This window comes from Bacillus sp. 7705b (assembly GCF_002289525.1).
GTDB lineage: Bacteria > Bacillota > Bacilli > Bacillales > Bacillaceae > Bacillus > Bacillus halotolerans.
This window is the reverse complement of the sequence record NZ_NSDH01000015.1, coordinates 107,252-125,369: the sequence shown is the minus strand read 5'-3', so window position 1 is coordinate 125,369 and position 18,118 is coordinate 107,252. Positions and strand designations below refer to the sequence as shown.

22 protein-coding genes are annotated in these 18,118 nt (G+C 44.4%); 21 read left to right on the top strand and 1 reads right to left on the bottom strand.

Going from position 1 to position 18,118, the window contains the following annotated elements; all coding sequences use genetic code 11:
• Positions 1 to 2 precede the first annotated feature (2 nt).
• Positions 3 to 1,166, top strand: coding sequence for a TIGR00375 family protein (locus CJU60_RS05855; RefSeq protein WP_095713218.1), 1,164 nt, complete (start codon positions 3 to 5; stop codon positions 1,164 to 1,166).
• A 7-nt stretch (positions 1,167 to 1,173) separates the two neighbouring features.
• Here the strand turns inward: CJU60_RS05855 and CJU60_RS05850 are convergent, their stop codons facing one another.
• Positions 1,174 to 1,524, bottom strand: coding sequence for a helix-turn-helix domain-containing protein (locus CJU60_RS05850; RefSeq protein WP_024121939.1), 351 nt, complete (start codon positions 1,522 to 1,524; stop codon positions 1,174 to 1,176).
• A 182-nt stretch (positions 1,525 to 1,706) separates the two neighbouring features.
• Between CJU60_RS05850 and ansA the strand changes: the two genes are divergently transcribed.
• The 20 genes from ansA (at position 1,707) to spoVAE (ending at position 18,114) form a co-directional block, all read left to right on the top strand.
• Positions 1,707 to 2,696: an asparaginase gene (ansA, locus tag CJU60_RS05845; RefSeq protein WP_024121938.1), complete on the top strand. Its 990-nt coding sequence runs from the start codon at positions 1,707 to 1,709 to the stop codon at positions 2,694 to 2,696.
• Positions 2,697 to 2,741: 45 nt separating this feature from the next.
• On the top strand, positions 2,742 to 4,169 hold the full coding sequence (gene aspA, locus CJU60_RS05840) for an aspartate ammonia-lyase (protein ID WP_010334814.1): 1,428 nt from the start codon (positions 2,742 to 2,744) through the stop codon (positions 4,167 to 4,169).
• A gap of 140 nt (positions 4,170 to 4,309) precedes the next feature.
• The gene (gene mleN / locus CJU60_RS05835) at positions 4,310 to 5,716 is read left to right on the top strand and encodes a malate-H+/Na+-lactate antiporter MleN (RefSeq protein ID WP_024121936.1); all 1,407 of its coding nucleotides are present in this window, start codon (positions 4,310 to 4,312) and stop codon (positions 5,714 to 5,716) included.
• A gap of 15 nt (positions 5,717 to 5,731) precedes the next feature.
• Positions 5,732 to 7,054 carry an NAD-dependent malic enzyme gene (locus tag CJU60_RS05830; protein WP_095713217.1) on the top strand — a complete coding sequence of 441 codons (1,323 nt, stop codon included), beginning with the start codon at positions 5,732 to 5,734 and terminating at the stop codon, positions 7,052 to 7,054.
• Between the two features lie 113 nt (positions 7,055 to 7,167).
• Complete coding sequence (locus CJU60_RS05825) at positions 7,168 to 7,389, top strand: hypothetical protein (protein WP_095713216.1); 222 nt, start codon at positions 7,168 to 7,170, stop codon at positions 7,387 to 7,389.
• Positions 7,390 to 7,486: 97 nt separating this feature from the next.
• Positions 7,487 to 8,131 carry a stage II sporulation protein M gene (gene spoIIM, locus CJU60_RS05820; protein WP_024121933.1) on the top strand — a complete coding sequence of 215 codons (645 nt, stop codon included), beginning with the start codon at positions 7,487 to 7,489 and terminating at the stop codon, positions 8,129 to 8,131.
• A gap of 112 nt (positions 8,132 to 8,243) precedes the next feature.
• Positions 8,244 to 8,693 carry a ferric iron uptake transcriptional regulator gene (gene fur / locus CJU60_RS05815; RefSeq protein WP_024121932.1) on the top strand — a complete coding sequence of 150 codons (450 nt, stop codon included), beginning with the start codon at positions 8,244 to 8,246 and terminating at the stop codon, positions 8,691 to 8,693.
• 124 nt (positions 8,694 to 8,817) lie between these two features.
• Entirely contained in the window at positions 8,818 to 9,045 is a 228-nt protein-coding gene (locus CJU60_RS05810; protein WP_010334808.1) for a YqzK family protein, read from the top strand.
• A 7-nt stretch (positions 9,046 to 9,052) separates the two neighbouring features.
• Complete coding sequence (gene xerD / locus CJU60_RS05805; RefSeq protein ID WP_095713215.1) at positions 9,053 to 9,943, top strand: site-specific tyrosine recombinase XerD; 891 nt, start codon at positions 9,053 to 9,055, stop codon at positions 9,941 to 9,943.
• Positions 9,944 to 10,101: 158 nt separating this feature from the next.
• Complete coding sequence (gene deoB / locus CJU60_RS05800; RefSeq protein ID WP_024121929.1) at positions 10,102 to 11,286, top strand: phosphopentomutase; 1,185 nt, start codon at positions 10,102 to 10,104, stop codon at positions 11,284 to 11,286.
• A 12-nt stretch (positions 11,287 to 11,298) separates the two neighbouring features.
• On the top strand, positions 11,299 to 12,114 hold the full coding sequence (locus CJU60_RS05795; protein WP_024121928.1) for a purine nucleoside phosphorylase I, inosine and guanosine-specific: 816 nt from the start codon (positions 11,299 to 11,301) through the stop codon (positions 12,112 to 12,114).
• 157 nt (positions 12,115 to 12,271) lie between these two features.
• Positions 12,272 to 13,441 carry a D-alanyl-D-alanine carboxypeptidase family protein gene (locus CJU60_RS05790; RefSeq protein WP_095713214.1) on the top strand — a complete coding sequence of 390 codons (1,170 nt, stop codon included), beginning with the start codon at positions 12,272 to 12,274 and terminating at the stop codon, positions 13,439 to 13,441.
• A gap of 95 nt (positions 13,442 to 13,536) precedes the next feature.
• Positions 13,537 to 13,890 (top strand): anti-sigma F factor antagonist, encoded by a 354-nt coding sequence (spoIIAA, locus tag CJU60_RS05785; RefSeq protein ID WP_010334804.1) that lies wholly within the window; start codon positions 13,537 to 13,539, stop codon positions 13,888 to 13,890.
• Entirely contained in the window at positions 13,887 to 14,327 is a 441-nt protein-coding gene (gene spoIIAB, locus CJU60_RS05780) for an anti-sigma F factor (RefSeq protein ID WP_010334803.1), read from the top strand. Before spoIIAA ends, spoIIAB begins: the two co-directional genes overlap by 4 nt.
• Before the next feature lie 11 nt (positions 14,328 to 14,338).
• Complete coding sequence (sigF, locus tag CJU60_RS05775) at positions 14,339 to 15,106, top strand: RNA polymerase sporulation sigma factor SigF (protein ID WP_024121925.1); 768 nt, start codon at positions 14,339 to 14,341, stop codon at positions 15,104 to 15,106.
• Between the two features lie 127 nt (positions 15,107 to 15,233).
• On the top strand, positions 15,234 to 15,854 hold the full coding sequence (gene spoVAA, locus CJU60_RS05770; protein WP_044154790.1) for a stage V sporulation protein SpoVAA: 621 nt from the start codon (positions 15,234 to 15,236) through the stop codon (positions 15,852 to 15,854).
• On the top strand, positions 15,844 to 16,269 hold the full coding sequence (gene spoVAB / locus CJU60_RS05765; RefSeq protein ID WP_024121923.1) for a stage V sporulation protein SpoVAB: 426 nt from the start codon (positions 15,844 to 15,846) through the stop codon (positions 16,267 to 16,269). The genes spoVAA and spoVAB overlap by 11 nt, the downstream gene beginning before the upstream one ends.
• Positions 16,270 to 16,281: 12 nt before the next feature.
• Positions 16,282 to 16,734 carry a stage V sporulation protein AC gene (gene spoVAC, locus CJU60_RS05760; RefSeq protein WP_024121922.1) on the top strand — a complete coding sequence of 151 codons (453 nt, stop codon included), beginning with the start codon at positions 16,282 to 16,284 and terminating at the stop codon, positions 16,732 to 16,734.
• 12 nt (positions 16,735 to 16,746) lie between these two features.
• The gene (gene spoVAD, locus CJU60_RS05755; protein ID WP_024121921.1) at positions 16,747 to 17,763 is read left to right on the top strand and encodes a stage V sporulation protein AD; all 1,017 of its coding nucleotides are present in this window, start codon (positions 16,747 to 16,749) and stop codon (positions 17,761 to 17,763) included.
• A complete protein-coding gene (gene spoVAE / locus CJU60_RS05750; protein WP_003230467.1) occupies positions 17,764 to 18,114 on the top strand; it encodes a stage V sporulation protein AE in 351 nt (116 codons plus the stop codon). It begins immediately after the preceding gene.
• Positions 18,115 to 18,118 lie beyond the last annotated feature (4 nt).

Genomic DNA, 18,118 nt, shown 5'->3' with positions numbered 1-18,118 from the left:
AAATGAAAAAGATTTACGCGGATTTACACATTCATATCGGCCGGACCTATACAGGAAGGGCTGTCAAAATAACAGGTGCAAAAACCCTGACGCTGGACCGGATTTTGGTTGAGGCCAGTGAATATAAAGGGATTGAACTTCTCGGGATTATTGACTGCCATTCCCCGGAAGTCATAATAGAGCTTGAGGAAGGCATTGCTTCAGGCAGGTATCACGAGCTTGAGGGCGGCGGAATCCGTTATCGCAGCACAACTCTTTTATTGGGAAGCGAGCTGGAGATTTACGATGAAGCCTGCAGCGGGCCGATTCATGTGCTCGCTTTTATGCCGACACTCGCTGATATGAAACAATTTTCAGCCTGGCTTTCAGCGCGGATGAAAAATATTCACTTAAGCTCGCAGCGGATATACGAAACAGGCTTGAACCTTCAAAAAAAAGTAAAGGAAATGGGCGGATTGTTTATCCCCGCCCATATTTTCACGCCCCACAAAAGCTTGTACGGAAAAGGGGTTAAGTCAAGTTTAACTGAAGTTTTTGATTCTTCTATGATAGATGCGGTCGAGCTTGGTTTAAGCTGTGACACACCTATGGCTTCACGGGTTTCCGAATTAAATAAATATTCATTTTTAACAAATTCTGATGCGCATTCCTTAGGGAAGATTGGCAGAGAATATAATGAAATATATGTGCAGTCAGCTGATTTTTCTGAGTTTGCTCTTGCATTAAAGGGGCAGGACAACAGGAAAATTACTGCAAATTACGGATTAGATCCGCTGTTGGGGAAGTATTATCAAACGGCTTGTGAAGTATGCGGGGAGCGTACAGTGAGCGGGGCAACGGCGTGCGCGGAATGCGGAAGTGCCAGATTGACAAAGGGTGTCAGCGAGAGACTGCGCGAACTGAGTGATCAGTCTGGAAAAGGCATAACGCGTCCTAGATATGTCCATCAGATACCGCTGCAATTTGTTCCGGGTGTCGGACCGAAAACCCTTGACAAGCTGAAGACTGCCTTTGGCACAGAAATGGCTGTTCTCCATGAGACTTCAGAGGAGGATCTGGCGCGGGTTGTTCCGCCGAAAACCGCCGCTCTTATTGTGAAAGCGAGATCAGGAAAGCTTGAACTGAAAGCCGGAGGAGGAGGAACCTACGGGAAAGTTAAGTCGTGAGTGAAAATTAACTCAGTTCCTCCTGGACTTTTCTCTTTGTCCGGATAAAGGTGATCAACTGTATAATTTCGTCTTCAGACAGCGGCTTGCCGTCAACAGCAATATCAATGTCAAGGCTGCTCCACGTGGTCAATTCAATGGTCTGAGGAGCAGTCTGCTTTTGCTTTGGGCGGCCTAAGAGGTCATCGCAGGTTGTGTCAAAAAGGTCTGCCAGCATTGCCAGCGCCTCAAGTGAAGGGCGGCGGTAGCCGGACTCGTATCCCGCGTATGTGCTTTTTGCAATGCCCAGGAGGTCAGCCGTATATTGAAGCGACCAATTTTTCTTTTTTCTCAATTCAGTTAAACGATCTAAATTCATGGACTTCCGCTCCTTTTTCAACTTGAGCTGATTATATCATATAGGTATTCGGAAGTGTACGCGAATTGAATAATAATGTCTTGCGTATTTTATTTTCCGTGTCTATAATTGCATTAAAAGTATGCGAAAAGCGAATGCCTTCTCGCAAACCCATCTTTAGATATAGTGAAGAGGTGTATGGTATGAAAAAATTATTGATGTTGACAACTGGGGGAACGATCGCTTCAGTTGAAGGGGAAAACGGGCTTGCCCCGGGGGTGAAGGCTGACGAGTTGTTAAGTTACGTATCAAAACTTGATAACGATTACACGATGGAAACCCAATCGCTTATGAATATAGACAGCACCAATATGCAGCCTGAATACTGGGTAGAGATAGCGGAAGCCGTTAAGGAAAATTATGATGCCTATGACGGGTTTGTTATTACCCATGGTACAGATACAATGGCCTATACATCTGCCGCATTATCTTATATGCTGCAGCATGCTAAAAAGCCGATTGTGATTACAGGCTCGCAAATTCCGATTACCTTTCAAAAGACAGATGCCAAAAAAAATATTACAGATGCCATTCGCTTTGCCTGTGAAGGCGTAGGTGGGGTTTATGTTGTGTTTGACGGCAGAGTCATTCAAGGAACACGTGCGATCAAGTTAAGAACGAAAAGCTATGACGCGTTTGAAAGCATCAATTATCCATATATCGCTTTTATTACAGAAGACGGGATTGAATACAACAAACAAGTAACGGAACCTGAGAACGACTCCTTCACGGTTGACACTTCACTATGCACAGATGTTTGTCTGCTTAAGCTGCATCCGGGCTTAAAGCCGGAAATGCTGGACGCTCTGAAAAGCATGTACAAAGGAATTGTCATCGAAAGTTATGGCAGCGGAGGCGTTCCGTTTGAAGGCAGAGACATTTTGTCCAAAGTAAATGAGCTGATTGAAAGCGGCATCGTTGTCGTCATTACGACTCAATGCTTGGAAGAAGGCGAAGATATGAGTATTTACGAAGTCGGCCGCAGAGTCAATCAGGACTTGATTATCCGCTCAAGAAACATGAACACTGAAGCAATCGTTCCTAAATTAATGTGGGCACTCGGCCAATCCTCAGATCTGCCGGTCGTAAAAAGAATTATGGAAACACCGATTGCCGATGACGTTGTCCTGTAAAAAAGCTAAAACTATAACCATTATAGAGAAAGTAGGTTAAAGATTATGTTAAACGGCCAAAAAGAATACCGCGTGGAAAAAGATTTCCTTGGAGAAAAACAAATTGAAGCAGATGTCTATTACGGCATCCAAACGCTGCGTGCTTCAGAAAACTTTCCGATTACGGGATATAAAATCCATGAAGAAATGATTAACGCGCTGGCGATTGTAAAAAAAGCTGCCGCTCTTGCAAACATGGATGTAAAACGGCTGTATGAAGGAATTGGCCAAGCTATCGTACAAGCCGCTGACGAGATTCTGGAAGGCAAGTGGCACGACCAGTTTATCGTCGATCCGATTCAAGGCGGCGCTGGTACATCCATGAACATGAATGCGAACGAGGTCATCGGAAACCGCGCGCTCGAAATCATGGGTCATAAAAAGGGAGAATACATCCACTTAAGTCCTAACACACACGTTAATATGTCTCAGTCAACAAACGATGTATTTCCGACAGCCATTCATATTTCCACACTGAATCTGCTGGAAAAACTGCTTAAGACGATGGAAGACATGCATGGTGTGTTTAAACAAAAAGCACAGGAATTTGATTCTGTCATTAAAATGGGACGGACTCACCTTCAAGACGCTGTTCCGATTCGTCTCGGCCAGGAATTTGAAGCATACAGCCGTGTTCTTGAGCGTGACATTAAACGCATTAAACAATCCCGGCAGCACCTGTATGAAGTCAACATGGGCGCTACAGCAGTCGGCACTGGCCTGAACGCCGATCCGGAATATATCAAACAAGTCGTTAAACACCTTGCTGATATTAGCGGACTGCCTCTTGTCGGCGCTGACCATCTTGTTGATGCAACGCAAAATACAGACGCTTACACAGAAGTTTCTGCATCATTAAAAGTCTGCATGATGAACATGTCGAAGATCGCAAACGACCTTCGTTTAATGGCATCGGGACCGCGCGCCGGACTTGCGGAGATTTCTCTGCCTGCCCGCCAGCCGGGATCTTCCATCATGCCGGGTAAAGTCAATCCGGTTATGGCGGAGCTCATTAACCAAATTGCGTTCCAGGTGATTGGAAACGATAATACCATCTGCCTAGCTTCAGAAGCAGGTCAGCTTGAGTTAAACGTTATGGAGCCAGTGCTCGTCTTTAATCTGCTGCAATCAATCAGCATTATGAACAATGGTTTCCGTTCCTTCACTGACTATTGCTTAAAAGGCATCGAAGCTAATGAAAAACGCTTGAAACAATACGTAGAAAAAAGCGCTGGCGTTATTACCGCTGTGAATCCGCATCTTGGTTATGAAGCGGCTGCCCGAATCGCCAGGGAAGCGATTATGACAGGCCAATCCGTCCGTGATCTTTGCCTTCAGCATGATGTGCTGACAGAAGAAGAATTGGATATCATTTTAAATCCATACGAGATGACAAAGCCAGGGATTGCTGGAAAAGAGCTATTAGAAAAATAAAATTTAAACAAAATACAGCTTATTCACCTCTGGATAGCCGGTGAATAAGCTGTTTACAAGCATAGGGATGAGGAAGTATAGTATACGTGTTGCACTATTTATTGAAAGCGTTTTAGCTTTTTCATTAAGGGGGACTTCTTTTGAAGGATGTAAGATTGCCAACACTATTTGAAATTATTATCGTACTAGGAGCATTTTTAGCACTTGTTCTGTCGTTTACAGTCTTTTTAGACTTGCCAATACAGCTAGCGCTTTTTGTTTCTTGGTTTATTGCAATGATTCTCGGAATCAGACTGGGTTATTCATATAAAGATCTGCAAAACGCGATTGTTCATGGGATATCTAATGGTCTTGAAGCTGTTCTGATTCTCGTTTCAGTCGGAGCGCTCATTGGAACATGGATTGCCGGAGGCGTCGTGCCGACCTTGATTTATTATGGATTAGAATTTATTCATCCTAGTATCTTTTTACTCGCAACATTAATTATTTGTTCTATTATGTCTGTGGCAACAGGAACGTCATGGGGAACAGTAGGAACAGCCGGCATCGCCATGATCGCAATTGGTGAAGGCCTCGGAATCCCGCTTCCTCTTGTAGCTGGAGCCATTCTTTCCGGAGCTTACTTCGGGGACAAGCTGTCTCCTCTGTCTGACAGTACAGTCCTGGCTTCTTCATTATCAAAAGTGGATGTATTGGCTCACGTCAGAGCGATGCTTTATTTATCAATACCAGCATATGTGATTACGGCTATTCTCTTTACAGCTGTTGGATTTATGTACGGCGGGAAAAATATTGATCTCGACAAAGTTGAATTTTTGAAATCTTCATTGCAGAATACATTTGACATTCATATTTGGATGCTGATTCCGGCTGTTGTCGTAATCGTCTTATTAGCGATGAAAAAGCCCTCTATGCCGGTTATCGTAATTGGTGCATTGCTTGGGGCTGCTTGGGCTGCTATTTTCCAAGGCATGAATATCGCCGATGCGATTGCAACTGCGTACAACGGCTTCTCTATTAAAACAGATGTTGAGTTTTTAAACGGCCTCTTAAACCGCGGAGGCATCGTCGGTATGCTTGACTCTCTCGTCGTGATTATCTTTGGTCTCGGCTTTGGCGGATTGCTTGAAAAACTCGGTGTATTAAAAGTGATTGTCTCTACTTTTGAAAAGAAATTAACATCAGCAGGCAATGTGACATTATCTACGCTGATTGTAGCATTTTTGGCGAACATCTTCGGGTGTGCCATGTATGTATCTCTTATTTTGACACCGAAGATTATGGAAGACAGCTATGACCGTTTGCATCTGGACAGAAGAGTTCTATCCCGTAATTCAGAGGTCGGGGGAACTTTGACTTCAGGTATGGTCCCTTGGTCTGATAACGGCATTTACATGGCCGGGATTTTAGGAGTTTCTACCTTCTCCTATCTGCCATTTATGTGGCTCAGTTTTGTCGCAATAGGTCTTGCCATTATCTATGGTTATACAGGAAAATGTATATGGTATACGAAAAACGATACAGCTCAAGCTGAAAAACTAGGCTAAGGGGAGGATCACTGAATGATAGCGAAACACATGATTCGGACACTGATGATAGAAACGCCTTCGGTTCCCGGAAATCTCGGAAGAGTGGCTACAGCAATCGGCCTTCTGGGCGGAGACATTGGTGATGTGGAGACGGTAAAAGTCGGACCCAATTACACGATGCGCAATATTACTGTACAAGTGGAAAATGAAGAACAGCTTCAGGAAGTGATCATGGCTGTTCAGGCTCTTGGCGAAGGGATCAGGCTTCACACGGTATCTGATGAAGTCCTGTCTGCTCATGAAGGCGGAAAAATCCAAATGAAAAGCAAAATGCCAATCCGTTCGCTGGCAGAGCTCGGGCGTGTCTATACCCCAGGTGTAGCAGACGTCTGCAGACTGATCGAGAAAGAACCTCAGAAGGCTGATATCTACACAACAATCAGCAACTCGGTCGCAATTGTAACCGATGGAACAGCGATTCTCGGCCTTGGTAACATCGGCTCTGTGGCGGGAATGCCTGTTATGGAAGGAAAGGCAGCGTTGTTTGATCAGCTGGCAGGGATCAGCGGTATCCCGATTTTGCTGGATACAAGTGATCCTGAAGAAATCATCAATACAGTAAAACATATTTCACCAGGATTTAACGGCATCCTGCTTGAGGATATCGGGTCACCGCATTGCTTCGAAATTGAAGATCGCCTAAAAGAGGAGCTCAATATCCCTGTCATGCACGATGATCAGCATGGGACAGCTGTCGTCACGCTGGCAGCTGCCATTTCGGCATGTGAAAGCGCGGGCGTTGACTTGAAAGAAGCAAAAGTGGGGCAGATCGGCCTCGGCGCAGCGGGCGTAGCCATCTGCCGGATGTTTATGGCTTACGGCGTCAAAGCTGTATGCGGTACAGACAAATCAGAGGCGGCGATGAGTCGTCTTGAGCAATACGGCGGACAGACAGCTGACAGCATCGAAGAGTTAATGGGAACATGTGATATTGTCATTGCCACAACAGGAGTTCCTGGTTTAATTAAACCTGAATTCGTACGATCTGGCCAGGTCATATTGGCATTATCCAATCCGAAGCCGGAAATTGAGCCTGAGGCTGCTTTGCAGGCCGGCGCAGCGTATGCAGCTGACGGGCGGTCTGTGAATAATGTGCTTGGCTTCCCGGGTATATTCAGAGGAGCACTGAATGCCAAAAGCAAGGAGATCAATCACGATATGCTTGTGGCGGCAGCAGAGGCCATTGCAGCCTGCACAAAGCCAGGCGATGTGGTTCCGCAGCCGCTGGATTCAAAGGTCCATCACGAAGTGACAGCCGCCGTTGAACGCGCAGCTCTTACAGCGGTCAAACATTAAAATGAAACCAGCACCTGGCACGACAGGTGCTGGTTTTTCTGACGGGTTCAAAACATTTTAATAACAAGTTCCATTTGCTATCATGAATCAAAATGAAACAAGGAGTGATCAGCATGGCAAAAAGCCGAGCGAAAAGAAAACGGGAGCATCTGCTTAGAAACAGCGGACGGGACGCCTTATTATCAAGAGGCAGTTCTCCATCCTTCAGCACCCATGAAAGAATGACAAAAAGCAAAAAAGACATATTGAATAAAAGAAAGCATATACACAAAAATCCTTATGATTATAATGCCTTTGATGATAGGGATTTTTTTATGCCCGAAACAGCCGCCTAGCAATCTCTATCGTTTCTTTTTGAAAAAGAGCATGTTTTTTCGTTTCTTTCATACAATCTATTAAATCAAATCAATAGAGCGGGCGGGAGGAAACGATATGCGGAAAATTTCTTATAAGGACATGTTTCTCGGGCATGTAAAGGATCATCTCTCTCTTTATATATTTGTGTCTGTCCTGTTTTTCATGGGTGTGATTTTTGGCGCTATTATTGTCAACAGCATGACGATCAGTCAGAAAGAAGATTTATATTATTATTTAAGCCAATTTTTCGGACAGCTATCAGACGGAAAGCAGGCCAGCTCATCCGATATGTTTTGGCAAAGCATTTTTCATAATGTAAAGTATTTAGGGCTGATGTGGATTTTAGGCATTTCTGTGATTGGTATGCCGATCATTTTCATTATGATTTTTCTAAAAGGAATTGTTGTCGGATTTACTGTGGGATTTCTCGTCAACCAGATGGGAATCAGCGGTTTTTTCTTATCCTTTGTCTCGGTTTTGCCGCAAAATGTGCTGCTTATTCCGGCTTACCTCATTATGGGCACGTGTGCGATTGCATTTTCTTTAAAGCTGATCAGGCAGCTGTTCGTCAAACGAAGTCTGCATGATGCGCCGATCCAGTGGTTCGGGCGATATGCTGTTGTTCTCCTGATCATTTTATTTTTAGCGCTGATCTCGTCTCTCTTTGAAGCATACATGTCGCCTGTTTTGATGGAAAAGCTGACATCGCGACTTTTTTAAAAATATTATTAAAAGAAAATCATTTTATTTATCAGTTTATAATAATTATAGTTGGAACTCCGCGCTTATTTTGTTATAATGAGTCATGGAATGCGGCGTAGGAGGGAAAGACATGGAAAACCGTATTGATCGAATTAAGAAACAGCTGCACTCATCCAGCTACAAACTTACGCCTCAGCGTGAAGCGACAGTAAGAGTGCTGCTTGAAAACGAAGAAGACCATTTAAGCGCAGAAGATGTATACCTCCTCGTAAAAGAGAAATCTCCTGAGATCGGTCTCGCAACAGTATACCGTACGCTTGAATTACTAACTGAATTAAAAGTCGTTGATAAAATTAACTTTGGAGACGGCGTGTCCCGTTACGATCTTCGTAAGGAGGGGGCAGCTCACTTTCATCACCACTTGGTGTGCATGGAGTGCGGAGCCGTTGATGAAATTGAAGAAGATTTGCTTGAAGACGTAGAAGAAGTCATTGAACGTGATTGGAAATTTAAGATCAAAGATCATAGATTGACGTTTCACGGCATTTGCCACCGCTGTAACGGAAAAGAAACTGAATAGACGATGCCGGGCTCGAACCTTTTCTCTTGGGGAAAGGGTTTTTTGCTGTTTCGACGTATAATTCCTTTCTGATTTGGCATATGGTTTAAATAACTGGAACCATAGAGAAAGGATCGATTGGGACATGGGAAGATTCCTGAAAACGGCTGTTGATACATTGAAGGTTTTTATTCTGTTCACAGGTTTTACCGCTCTCTTCTATTATGCTATGATATGGGTAAATCAAGAGTATGAAAACTATCATCGGTACGATAAACCGGAAGGCTCTGCCGTAAAAGTTGTTGAAATGGATGCGGAAGAAAAAGGCGGATGGTTTGACCGGTTAATCTTTTTTTACCAAAATGGGGAGTAGATCTAGAGTGAAAGATCAAATAAAGGATTTCATCCACTATGTCATGGTAGAGAGAGGGCTTTCTCAAAATACGGTGGTCTCCTATGAGCGTGACTTGAAAAGCTATTCTCTTTACTTAACAGAAACCCTTCATATCAACAATTGGAACGATGTGACCCGTATACATATTATCCAATATTTGAAGCACTTGAAGGACTCGGGGAAATCCGGAAAGACATCAGCGCGGCATTTGGCATCGATTCGCTCTTTTCATCAATTTCTGCTTAGGGAAAAGGTGACGGACAAAGACCCTTCCGTACATATCGAAACACAAAAAACAGAACGGACGCTTCCGAAGGTGCTGGCGCTGAACGAGGTTGAGCGGCTGTTGGACACGCCTAAGCTTACGAGTCCTTTTGGCTATCGGGATAAAGCGATGCTGGAGCTGCTCTATGCCACAGGTATCCGAGTCAGTGAAATGATTGAATTGAAAACGACAGATGTCCATTTGTCAATGGGATTTGTCCGCTGCTTCGGAAAAGGAAGGAAAGAGCGGATTGTGCCGATCGGTGAAACCGCTGCTTCTGCTATTGAAGAATATATGATGAAAGCCAGGGGGAAACTGCTGAAGAACAAAGTGTCTGACGCACTCTTTTTAAATCATCACGGCAAGCAGATCAGCCGCCAGGGGTTTTGGAAAAATCTGAAGAAAATCGCGCTCGAAGCCGGAATCAAAAAAGAGCTCACCCCGCATACACTCAGGCATTCCTTTGCAACGCATCTGCTTGAAAACGGGGCTGATTTAAGAGCGGTGCAGGAAATGCTCGGCCATGCGGATATATCTACGACGCAAATCTATACGCATGTGACGAAAACAAGGCTGAAGGATGTGTACAAGCAGTACCATCCGCGTGCCTAGCCGCAGCCTGCGGCTTTTTTCTTTAGGCCAGACAGAAAATAATGAAGTTTCTCATTATTTTCAAATGCATTGTCAACAGGAATGAAAACGGTTTATACTTGAGTTGTCAGACCTCTAGGCGATACAATAGACGTATAGAAAAAAAGGAGGCTTTTATGATGCCTGCATACAAATATAATCGCGTGTTTTTAATCGTAATGGATTCAGTCGGAATTGGCGAAGCGCCTGATGCCGCCGACTTTAATGACGTAGGCGCCAATACGCTCGGGCATATTGCCGAGCACATGAACGGATTACATATGCCGAATATGGCAAAACTCGGCCTTGGCCTTATTGGTGATATCAAGGGCGTTGAAAAAACAGAACAGCCGCTCGCGTACTTTGGAAAAATGCAAGAAGCGTCAAACGGCAAAGATACAATGACAGGCCATTGGGAGATCATGGGCTTATACATTGATAAACCGTTTAAAGTGTTCCCTGAAGGCTTTCCTGATGAACTGCTTCAGGAGCTTGAGAAAAGATCGGGCCGCAAAATTATTGGAAACAAGCCGGCTTCTGGCACAGCTATTTTGGATGAACTCGGCAAAGAGCATATGGAGACAGGCGCTTTAATTGTGTACACTTCAGCTGACTCTGTTCTGCAAATTGCCGCTCACGAAGAAGTTGTTCCGCTTGAAGAACTGTACCGCATTTGTGAAACGGCGAGAGAGCTGACGCTTGATCCGAAATATATGGTAGGCCGTATTATCGCACGGCCGTTCGTCGGCGAACCGGGACATTTCAAACGGACGCCAAACCGCCACGACTATGCGCTTAAGCCGTTTGACCGCACTGTGATGAATGAATTGAAAGACAGTGGCTTAGATGTCATTTCAATCGGAAAAATTTCTGATATTTATGATGGAGAAGGAATTACGTCTTCCCGCAGAACGGTATCCAATATGGATGGAATGGACAAGGTGGTTGACACGCTCGGAGAAGACTTTACGGGTCTGAGCTTTGCAAACCTTGTTGATTTTGACGCCTTATACGGCCATCGCCGTGATCCGGAGGGCTACGGACGCGCGCTTGAAGAATTTGATGCTCGTCTTCCGGAAGTATTCGAACAAATGAAAGAAGATGATCTGTTAATCATTACAGCCGATCACGGCAATGATCCGATTCATCATGGAACAGACCATACACGTGAGTATGTGCCGATTCTTGCATACAGCAAAAAACATGAGAAAGCGCAAATGCTGCCGCTCGCAGATACATTTGCCGATATCGGCGCAACCATCGCCGATAACTTCCAAACAAAAAAACCGAAATACGGTAAAAGCTTTTTATCTTTATTACAATAGGGGGATTGTTTCTTGAAAGACAGAATCGAACGCGCAGCCGCTTTTATTCAACAAAACTTGCCTGAATCACCAAAGATCGGCCTTATTTTAGGCTCAGGTCTTGGTATTTTGGCTGATGAAATCGAAAATCCTGTTAAGCTGAAATATGAGGATATCCCGGAATTCCCGGTATCAACGGTTGAGGGACACGCCGGACAGCTTGTGCTTGGCACACTTGAGGGAGTTACCGTCATCGCCATGCAGGGCCGCTTTCATTTCTATGAAGGCTATTCAATGGAAAAAGTCACTTTTCCTGTTCGCGTCATGAAAGCGCTCGGAGTCGAGGCTTTGATCGTGACAAATGCGGCAGGGGGCGTAAACACTGAATTCCGTGCGGGAGACTTAATGATCATTACAGATCACATTAACTTTATGGGGACAAACCCATTAATCGGGCCAAACGAAGCAGATTTCGGCGCCAGATTTCCTGATATGTCTTCAGCCTATGATAAAGATCTTTCCAGCCTGGCTGAAAAAATGGCGAAAGACCTTAACATTCCAATTCAAAAAGGTGTGTATACCGCTGTGACAGGTCCTTCCTACGAAACACCGGCGGAAGTGCGCTTTTTAAGAACAATGGGTTCTGATGCAGTCGGCATGTCTACCGTACCGGAAGTGATTGTGGCAAACCATGCGGGTCTCCGCGTACTCGGCATTTCCTGCATTTCGAACGCAGCAGCCGGAATTTTGGATCAGCCTTTATCTCACGATGAGGTCATGGAAGTGACAGAAAAGGTGAAAGCCGGATTCTTGCAGCTTGTGAAAGCGGTAGTTGCTAAGTACGAATAAAAATGGAATTCAGAAAAAATAAGAAGACAGCTGTTTCTAATCGAAACAGCTGTCTTTTTTTATGTCGAAAAAGTCCCGAAACATTTTCCAACAGTGGTGTATAAAACCATTCAGCTTGGAAAAAATAAAAAGGATTATGAAATGGAGGGCTTTTGAGATGAAACGTCTTTTATCCACTTTGTTGATTGGTATGATGCTGCTTACATTTGCACCGTCCGCATTTGCAAAACAAGACGGAAAACATACATCGGAGCTTGCTCATGAAGCCAAGTCTGCGGTGCTGATTGAACGTGATACTGGAAAAGTGCTTTACAACAAGAACAGCAGTGAGAGACTGGCGCCTGCAAGCATGACAAAAATTATGACGATGCTTTTAATCATGGAAGCCTTAGACGAAGGAAAAATCAAGATGAGTGATAAGGTCCGTACGAGCGAACATGCTGCTTCAATGGGCGGATCACAGATTTTCCTTGAGCCCGGGGAGGAAATGACAGTTACAGAAATGCTGAAGGGCATTGCGATTGCATCAGGAAATGACGCATCCGTAGCGATGGCTGAATTTATTTCAGGCTCCGAGGATGAATTTGTGAAAAAAATGAACAAAAAAGCGAAAGAGCTGGGTTTAAAAGATACATCCTTTAAAAACCCGACCGGCTTGACTGAGGAAGGGCATTACAGCTCGGCTTATGACATGGCAATTATGGCTAAGGAATTATTGAAATATGAATCAATCACCAAGTTTACAGGTACGTATGAGGATTATTTACGTGAAAACACAGATAAAAAGTTTTGGTTAGTGAATACAAATAGGCTTATCAAATTTTATCCCGGTGTAGACGGCGTCAAAACAGGCTATACAGGAGAAGCGAAATACTGCCTGACCGCTTCGGCTAAAAAAGGGAACATGCGGGCGATTGCCGTTGTGTTCGGGGCAAGCACACCTAAGGAAAGAAATGCGCAAGTCACAAAGATGCTTGATTATGCTTTCAGCCAATATGAGACACATCCTTTATACAAACGAAATGAAACGGTAGCAAAAGCAAAGGTCAAAAAAGGCAAACAAAAAGTGATAGAACTCACCACTTCTGAGCAGATTTCTGTATTGACGAAAAAAGGCGAGGATATGAAACATGTGAAAAAAGAAATTAAAATGAACAACAATGTAAGCGCTCCGGTTCAAAAGGGCCAAGAGCTTGGCACGCTGGTGCTGAAAAAGGACGGAAAAGTGCTTGCTGAAAGTCCTGTCGTCGCCAAAGATGATATGGAAAAAGCCGGATATTTAACGTTTTTAAAGAGGGCAATGGGAGATTGGACAAAATTTAAGTAATTATGCCGAATGATCACTAGTTTTGTCACGGTGAAGGAATTCATTCCTGCGAAATCGAAACACTCATTATCCGATCATATCAAGGAGGAATGAGCATGAGCCTTGGAATTGACATGCATGTCAAAGAATCAGTGCTTTGTATTCGATTAACAGGCGAACTCGATCACCATACGGCTGAAACGCTGAAACAAAAAGTAACGGAATCATTGGAAAAGGATGATATTCGTCATATCGTGCTGAATCTGGAGGACCTTTCCTTTATGGACAGCTCGGGGCTTGGCGTTATTTTAGGCAGATACAAACAAATTAAGCAAATTGGCGGGGAAATGGTCGTTTGCGCCATCTCTCCGGCAGTGAAACGGCTGTTTGATATGTCTGGCCTGTTTAAAATTATTCGTTTTGAACAATCTGAGCAGCAGGCACTGCTCACGCTGGGGGTGGCATCATGAAAAATGAAATGCACCTTGAATTTTCCGCTCTCAGCCAAAATGAATCGTTTGCGCGTGTGACGGTTGCTTCATTTATTGCACAGCTTGACCCGACCATGGATGAACTCACCGAGATCAAAACCGTGGTGTCAGAAGCTGTGACGAATGCCATCATCCATGGGTACGAAGAAAATGGCGACGGAAAAGTATATATCTCGGTGACGCTGGAAGATCATGTCGTATATATGACCATCCGTGATGAAGGGCTCGGCATTACAGATCTGGAAGAAGCCCGGCAGCCTTTATTCACGACAAAGCCTGAGCTGGAGCGTTCTGGAATGGGCTTTACCATTATGGAAAATTTCATGGATGATGTCAGTATCGATTCATCACCCGAAATGGGAACGACGATTCGCTTAACAAAGCACTTATCAAAAAGCAAAGCGCTTTGTAATTAAGGAGATTTGTTATGGATGTGGAGGTTAAGAAAAACGGTAAGAACGCTCAGCTGAAGGACCATGAAGTAAAAGAATTAATCAAACAGAGCCAAGATGGCGACCAGCAGGCAAGAGACCTCCTCATAGAAAAAAACATGCGTCTTGTTTGGTCTGTCGTACAGCGGTTTTTAAACAGAGGATATGAGCCTGATGACCTCTTTCAGATTGGCTGCATCGGGCTGTTAAAATCTGTTGATAAATTTGATTTAACCTATGATGTGCGCTTCTCGACATATGCAGTGCCGATGATTATCGGCGAAATCCAGCGTTTTATCCGTGATGACGGAACTGTCAAGGTGTCAAGATCATTAAAAGAGCTTGGCAACAAAATCCGCCGAGCGAAAGATGAACTTTCAAAAACACTGGGCAGGGTGCCGACCGTACAGGAAATCGCCGAACACTTGGAAATTGAAGCTGAGGATGTCGTGCTTGCCCAAGAGGCAGTAAGAGCCCCGTCTTCGATTCATGAGACAGTTTATGAAAATGACGGAGATCCGATTACCCTGCTTGACCAAATCGCCGATAACTCAGAAGAGAAATGGTTTGATAAAATTGCGCTGAAAGAAGCCATAAGCGATTTAGAAGAAAGGGAAAAATTAATCGTCTATCTTCGGTATTATAAAGATCAGACGCAGTCAGAAGTTGCTGAGCGACTGGGGATATCTCAGGTGCAGGTATCCAGGCTTGAAAAGAAAATATTAAAACAGATCAAGGTTCAAATGGATCATACGGAAAGCTAGTCTGTCACTGCAGGCTGGCTTTTTGTTTTGCAAAAGTGTGGTAATTTATGGTCTTTTCAAGCGGATGAATGAGAACAAAATCGAACCACATACTACATATATAACCACCGAAAGATGGTGATCAATGATGGAACGACGACTATTTATCAGGCTTCGCCACCGCGTTTTGGCACATCCGGGGGATATCATAACGGTCGGGGATGCCGCGCAAATAGAAGGGCAGCATCAGCTGAAAAAGAAACTGTCGGCTATGCCGCTGTATCAGGTGAGCGAAAAAGATAAAAATATCGTAATTCTGGATATCATAAAAGTGCTCAAAGCCATTTATCAGCAGGATCCCACACTTGATGTTCAAACTGTGGGCGGAGCTGAAACCATTGTTGAAATTCAGTATCAGAAACGGCACATATCAACCGTTCTTTTTATTGGTGTCTGGCTGCTGCTGTTTATCGGATCGTGCCTCGCCATCATGAACTTCCATGAGGATGTCAGCATGGGGGATGTTCATATTGCGCTATATGAAATCATAACCGGAGAGCGGAATGACTATCCATATTTACTTCAAATCCCTTACAGCATCGGTTTGGGACTGGGGATGATTGTGTTTTTTAACCACATTTTTAAAAAGCGCCTTAATGAAGAGCCCAGCCCGCTGGAGGTTGAAATGTTTAACTATCAGCTTGATCTCGATCAATATGTGGCCATGCATGAAAATGAAGAAACAATAAAGGACCTGCATGATCGTTAGTGTATTGTTCATCATTTTTGTCGGGCTCGGCGGAGGCATCACAGTCGGGGCAGGTTTCGTGGCTTTTTTAACCGTGATGGGAATCATTCCGCGTCTGATGCAGCTCACCAAAACGATGAGATTTGTTCAAGCTTATGAAGCGGCTGTTATTCTCGGTGCGGTTTGCGGGGGCTGGGAAACACTTCATATGCACCATCTCTTTTTATCAAAGTGGATTGCCGTGCCGGTCGGGCTGTTGGCCGGAGTATTTGTCGGGATGCTTGCAGCCGCGCTGACAGAAGTGTTAAATGTCCTGCCGATCTTGGCTAAACGAATCGGCCTCAGAAGTAAAATCATTATTTTATTAATGGCCATTGTCATTGGAAAAATCGCGGGATCTTTATTTCATTGGCTGTATTTTATTCATCATTCATAAGGAGGTTTTAATATGACAAACATAAAAGAAAACTACAAATCAAAAGTAAAAACATATCAGCCAAAGCCGCCTTACGTATGGAACTGTGTAAAAGCCTTTCTTGTAGGCGGTTTGATCTGCATGATCGGACAAGGTCTGCAGAATTTTTATATCCATTTTTTTGATTTTAACGAAAAAACAGCAGGAAACCCTACGGCGGCAACGCTGATCCTATTGTCAGCGTTGCTCACCGGATTCGGCATTTATGACAGAATCGGTCAGTTTGCAGGCGCAGGATCAGCTGTACCTGTCACTGGCTTTGCCAACAGTATGGCAAGCGCGGCTCTTGAGTATAAAAGCGAAGGTTTAGTATTGGGAGTAGCGACAAACATGTTTAAACTGGCGGGAAACGTCATCGTATTCGGTGTTGTGGCTGCTTACATCGTCGGAATGATTCGGTTTGCTTTTGAGAAACTGATGTCATAGGAGGAGAAAGAAATGAAATTAACAGGAAAGCAAACCTGGGTGTTTGAGCATCCCTTATTTGTCAATGCAGCGGGAACAGCAGTAGGGCCTAAGGAAAAAGACGGTCCGCTCGGGTCTTTATATGATAAAACCTATGACGACATGCACTGTAATCAAAAAAGCTGGGAAATGGCTGAAAGGCAGCTAATGGAGGATGCCATCAATACCGTGCTGCAAAAAAACAATTTGAAAAAAGATGATATTGATCTTTTGCTTGCAGGCGATCTGTTGAATCAAAATGTCACAGCCAACTATGTGGCAAGGCATCTGAAAATCCCGTTTCTTTGCATGTTTGGCGCATGCTCAACATCAATGGAAACAGTTGCTGTTGCATCTGCCTTAGTCGACGGCGGATTTGCAAATCGGGCGATTGCTGCTACAAGCAGTCACAATGCCACGGCCGAAAGACAGTTCCGCTATCCGACGGAATACGGCGGGCAAAAACCGGATACTGCGACATCTACTGTAACTGGGAGCGGTGCGGTTGTTATCAGTCAGACACCGAGTGATATTCAAATTACAAGTGCAACTATAGGGAAGGTGGCTGACTTAGGAATTACCGACCCGTTTGATATGGGATCAGCCATGGCTCCTGCTGCTGCTGATACCATTAAACAGCACTTTCAAGACATGAACCGCACAGCAGACGACTACGATCTGATCCTGACGGGAGACCTTTCCGGCGTCGGATCTCCTATTGTCAAAGATATCTTGAAAGAAGAGGGATATCCGGTCGGCACAAAACATGATGATTGCGGGCTTCTGATTTACACCCCGGATCAGCAGGTATTTGCCGGAGGAAGCGGCTGTGCTTGTTCTGCGGTTGTAACCTACTCACATATTTTCAAGCAGCTGAAAGAAGGAAAATTAAACCGTGTGTTTGTAGTAGCAACCGGGGCGCTGTTAAGCCCGACTATGATCCAGCAAAAACAAACCATTCCGACCATCGCACACGGGGTTGTATTTGAACGTGCAGGAGGTGCATCTTAAGTGGACTATCTTTTGGCTTTTGTTTGCGGAGGCGCCATTTGTATTGTCGGGCAGCTGCTGCTGGACATATTTAAATTGACGCCTGCCCACGTCATGACATCCTTTGTCGTCATCGGGGCGATTTTAGATGGTTTTGGCATTTACGATAAATTTATTGAGTTTGCTGGAGGAGGCGCCACGGTTCCGATTGTCAGCTTTGGCCACAGCCTTCTGCACGGTGCCATGCATCAAGCGCATATACACGGATTTATCGGAATCGGTATGGGGATATTCGAGCTGACATCTGCCGGTATCTCAGCCGCCATTCTATTCGCCTTTATCGTCGCTGTTATTTTTAAACCGAAAGGATAATGCC

Coding starts and splice junctions, on each gene's coding strand:
- CJU60_RS05855 (WP_095713218.1), top strand. CDS start 3: ATGAAAAAGATTTACGCGGATTTACACATTCATATCGGCCGGACCTAT.
- CJU60_RS05850 (WP_024121939.1), bottom strand. CDS start 1,524: ATGAATTTAGATCGTTTAACTGAATTGAGAAAAAAGAAAAATTGGTCG.
- ansA (WP_024121938.1), top strand. CDS start 1,707: ATGAAAAAATTATTGATGTTGACAACTGGGGGAACGATCGCTTCAGTT.
- aspA (WP_010334814.1), top strand. CDS start 2,742: ATGTTAAACGGCCAAAAAGAATACCGCGTGGAAAAAGATTTCCTTGGA.
- CJU60_RS05830 (WP_095713217.1), top strand. CDS start 5,732: ATGATAGCGAAACACATGATTCGGACACTGATGATAGAAACGCCTTCG.
- CJU60_RS05825 (WP_095713216.1), top strand. CDS start 7,168: ATGGCAAAAAGCCGAGCGAAAAGAAAACGGGAGCATCTGCTTAGAAAC.
- spoIIM (WP_024121933.1), top strand. CDS start 7,487: ATGCGGAAAATTTCTTATAAGGACATGTTTCTCGGGCATGTAAAGGAT.
- fur (WP_024121932.1), top strand. CDS start 8,244: ATGGAAAACCGTATTGATCGAATTAAGAAACAGCTGCACTCATCCAGC.
- CJU60_RS05810 (WP_010334808.1), top strand. CDS start 8,818: ATGGGAAGATTCCTGAAAACGGCTGTTGATACATTGAAGGTTTTTATT.
- deoB (WP_024121929.1), top strand. CDS start 10,102: ATGCCTGCATACAAATATAATCGCGTGTTTTTAATCGTAATGGATTCA.
- CJU60_RS05790 (WP_095713214.1), top strand. CDS start 12,272: ATGAAACGTCTTTTATCCACTTTGTTGATTGGTATGATGCTGCTTACA.
- spoIIAA (WP_010334804.1), top strand. CDS start 13,537: ATGAGCCTTGGAATTGACATGCATGTCAAAGAATCAGTGCTTTGTATT.
- spoIIAB (WP_010334803.1), top strand. CDS start 13,887: ATGAAAAATGAAATGCACCTTGAATTTTCCGCTCTCAGCCAAAATGAA.
- sigF (WP_024121925.1), top strand. CDS start 14,339: ATGGATGTGGAGGTTAAGAAAAACGGTAAGAACGCTCAGCTGAAGGAC.
- spoVAA (WP_044154790.1), top strand. CDS start 15,234: ATGGAACGACGACTATTTATCAGGCTTCGCCACCGCGTTTTGGCACAT.
- spoVAB (WP_024121923.1), top strand. CDS start 15,844: ATGATCGTTAGTGTATTGTTCATCATTTTTGTCGGGCTCGGCGGAGGC.
- spoVAC (WP_024121922.1), top strand. CDS start 16,282: ATGACAAACATAAAAGAAAACTACAAATCAAAAGTAAAAACATATCAG.
- spoVAD (WP_024121921.1), top strand. CDS start 16,747: ATGAAATTAACAGGAAAGCAAACCTGGGTGTTTGAGCATCCCTTATTT.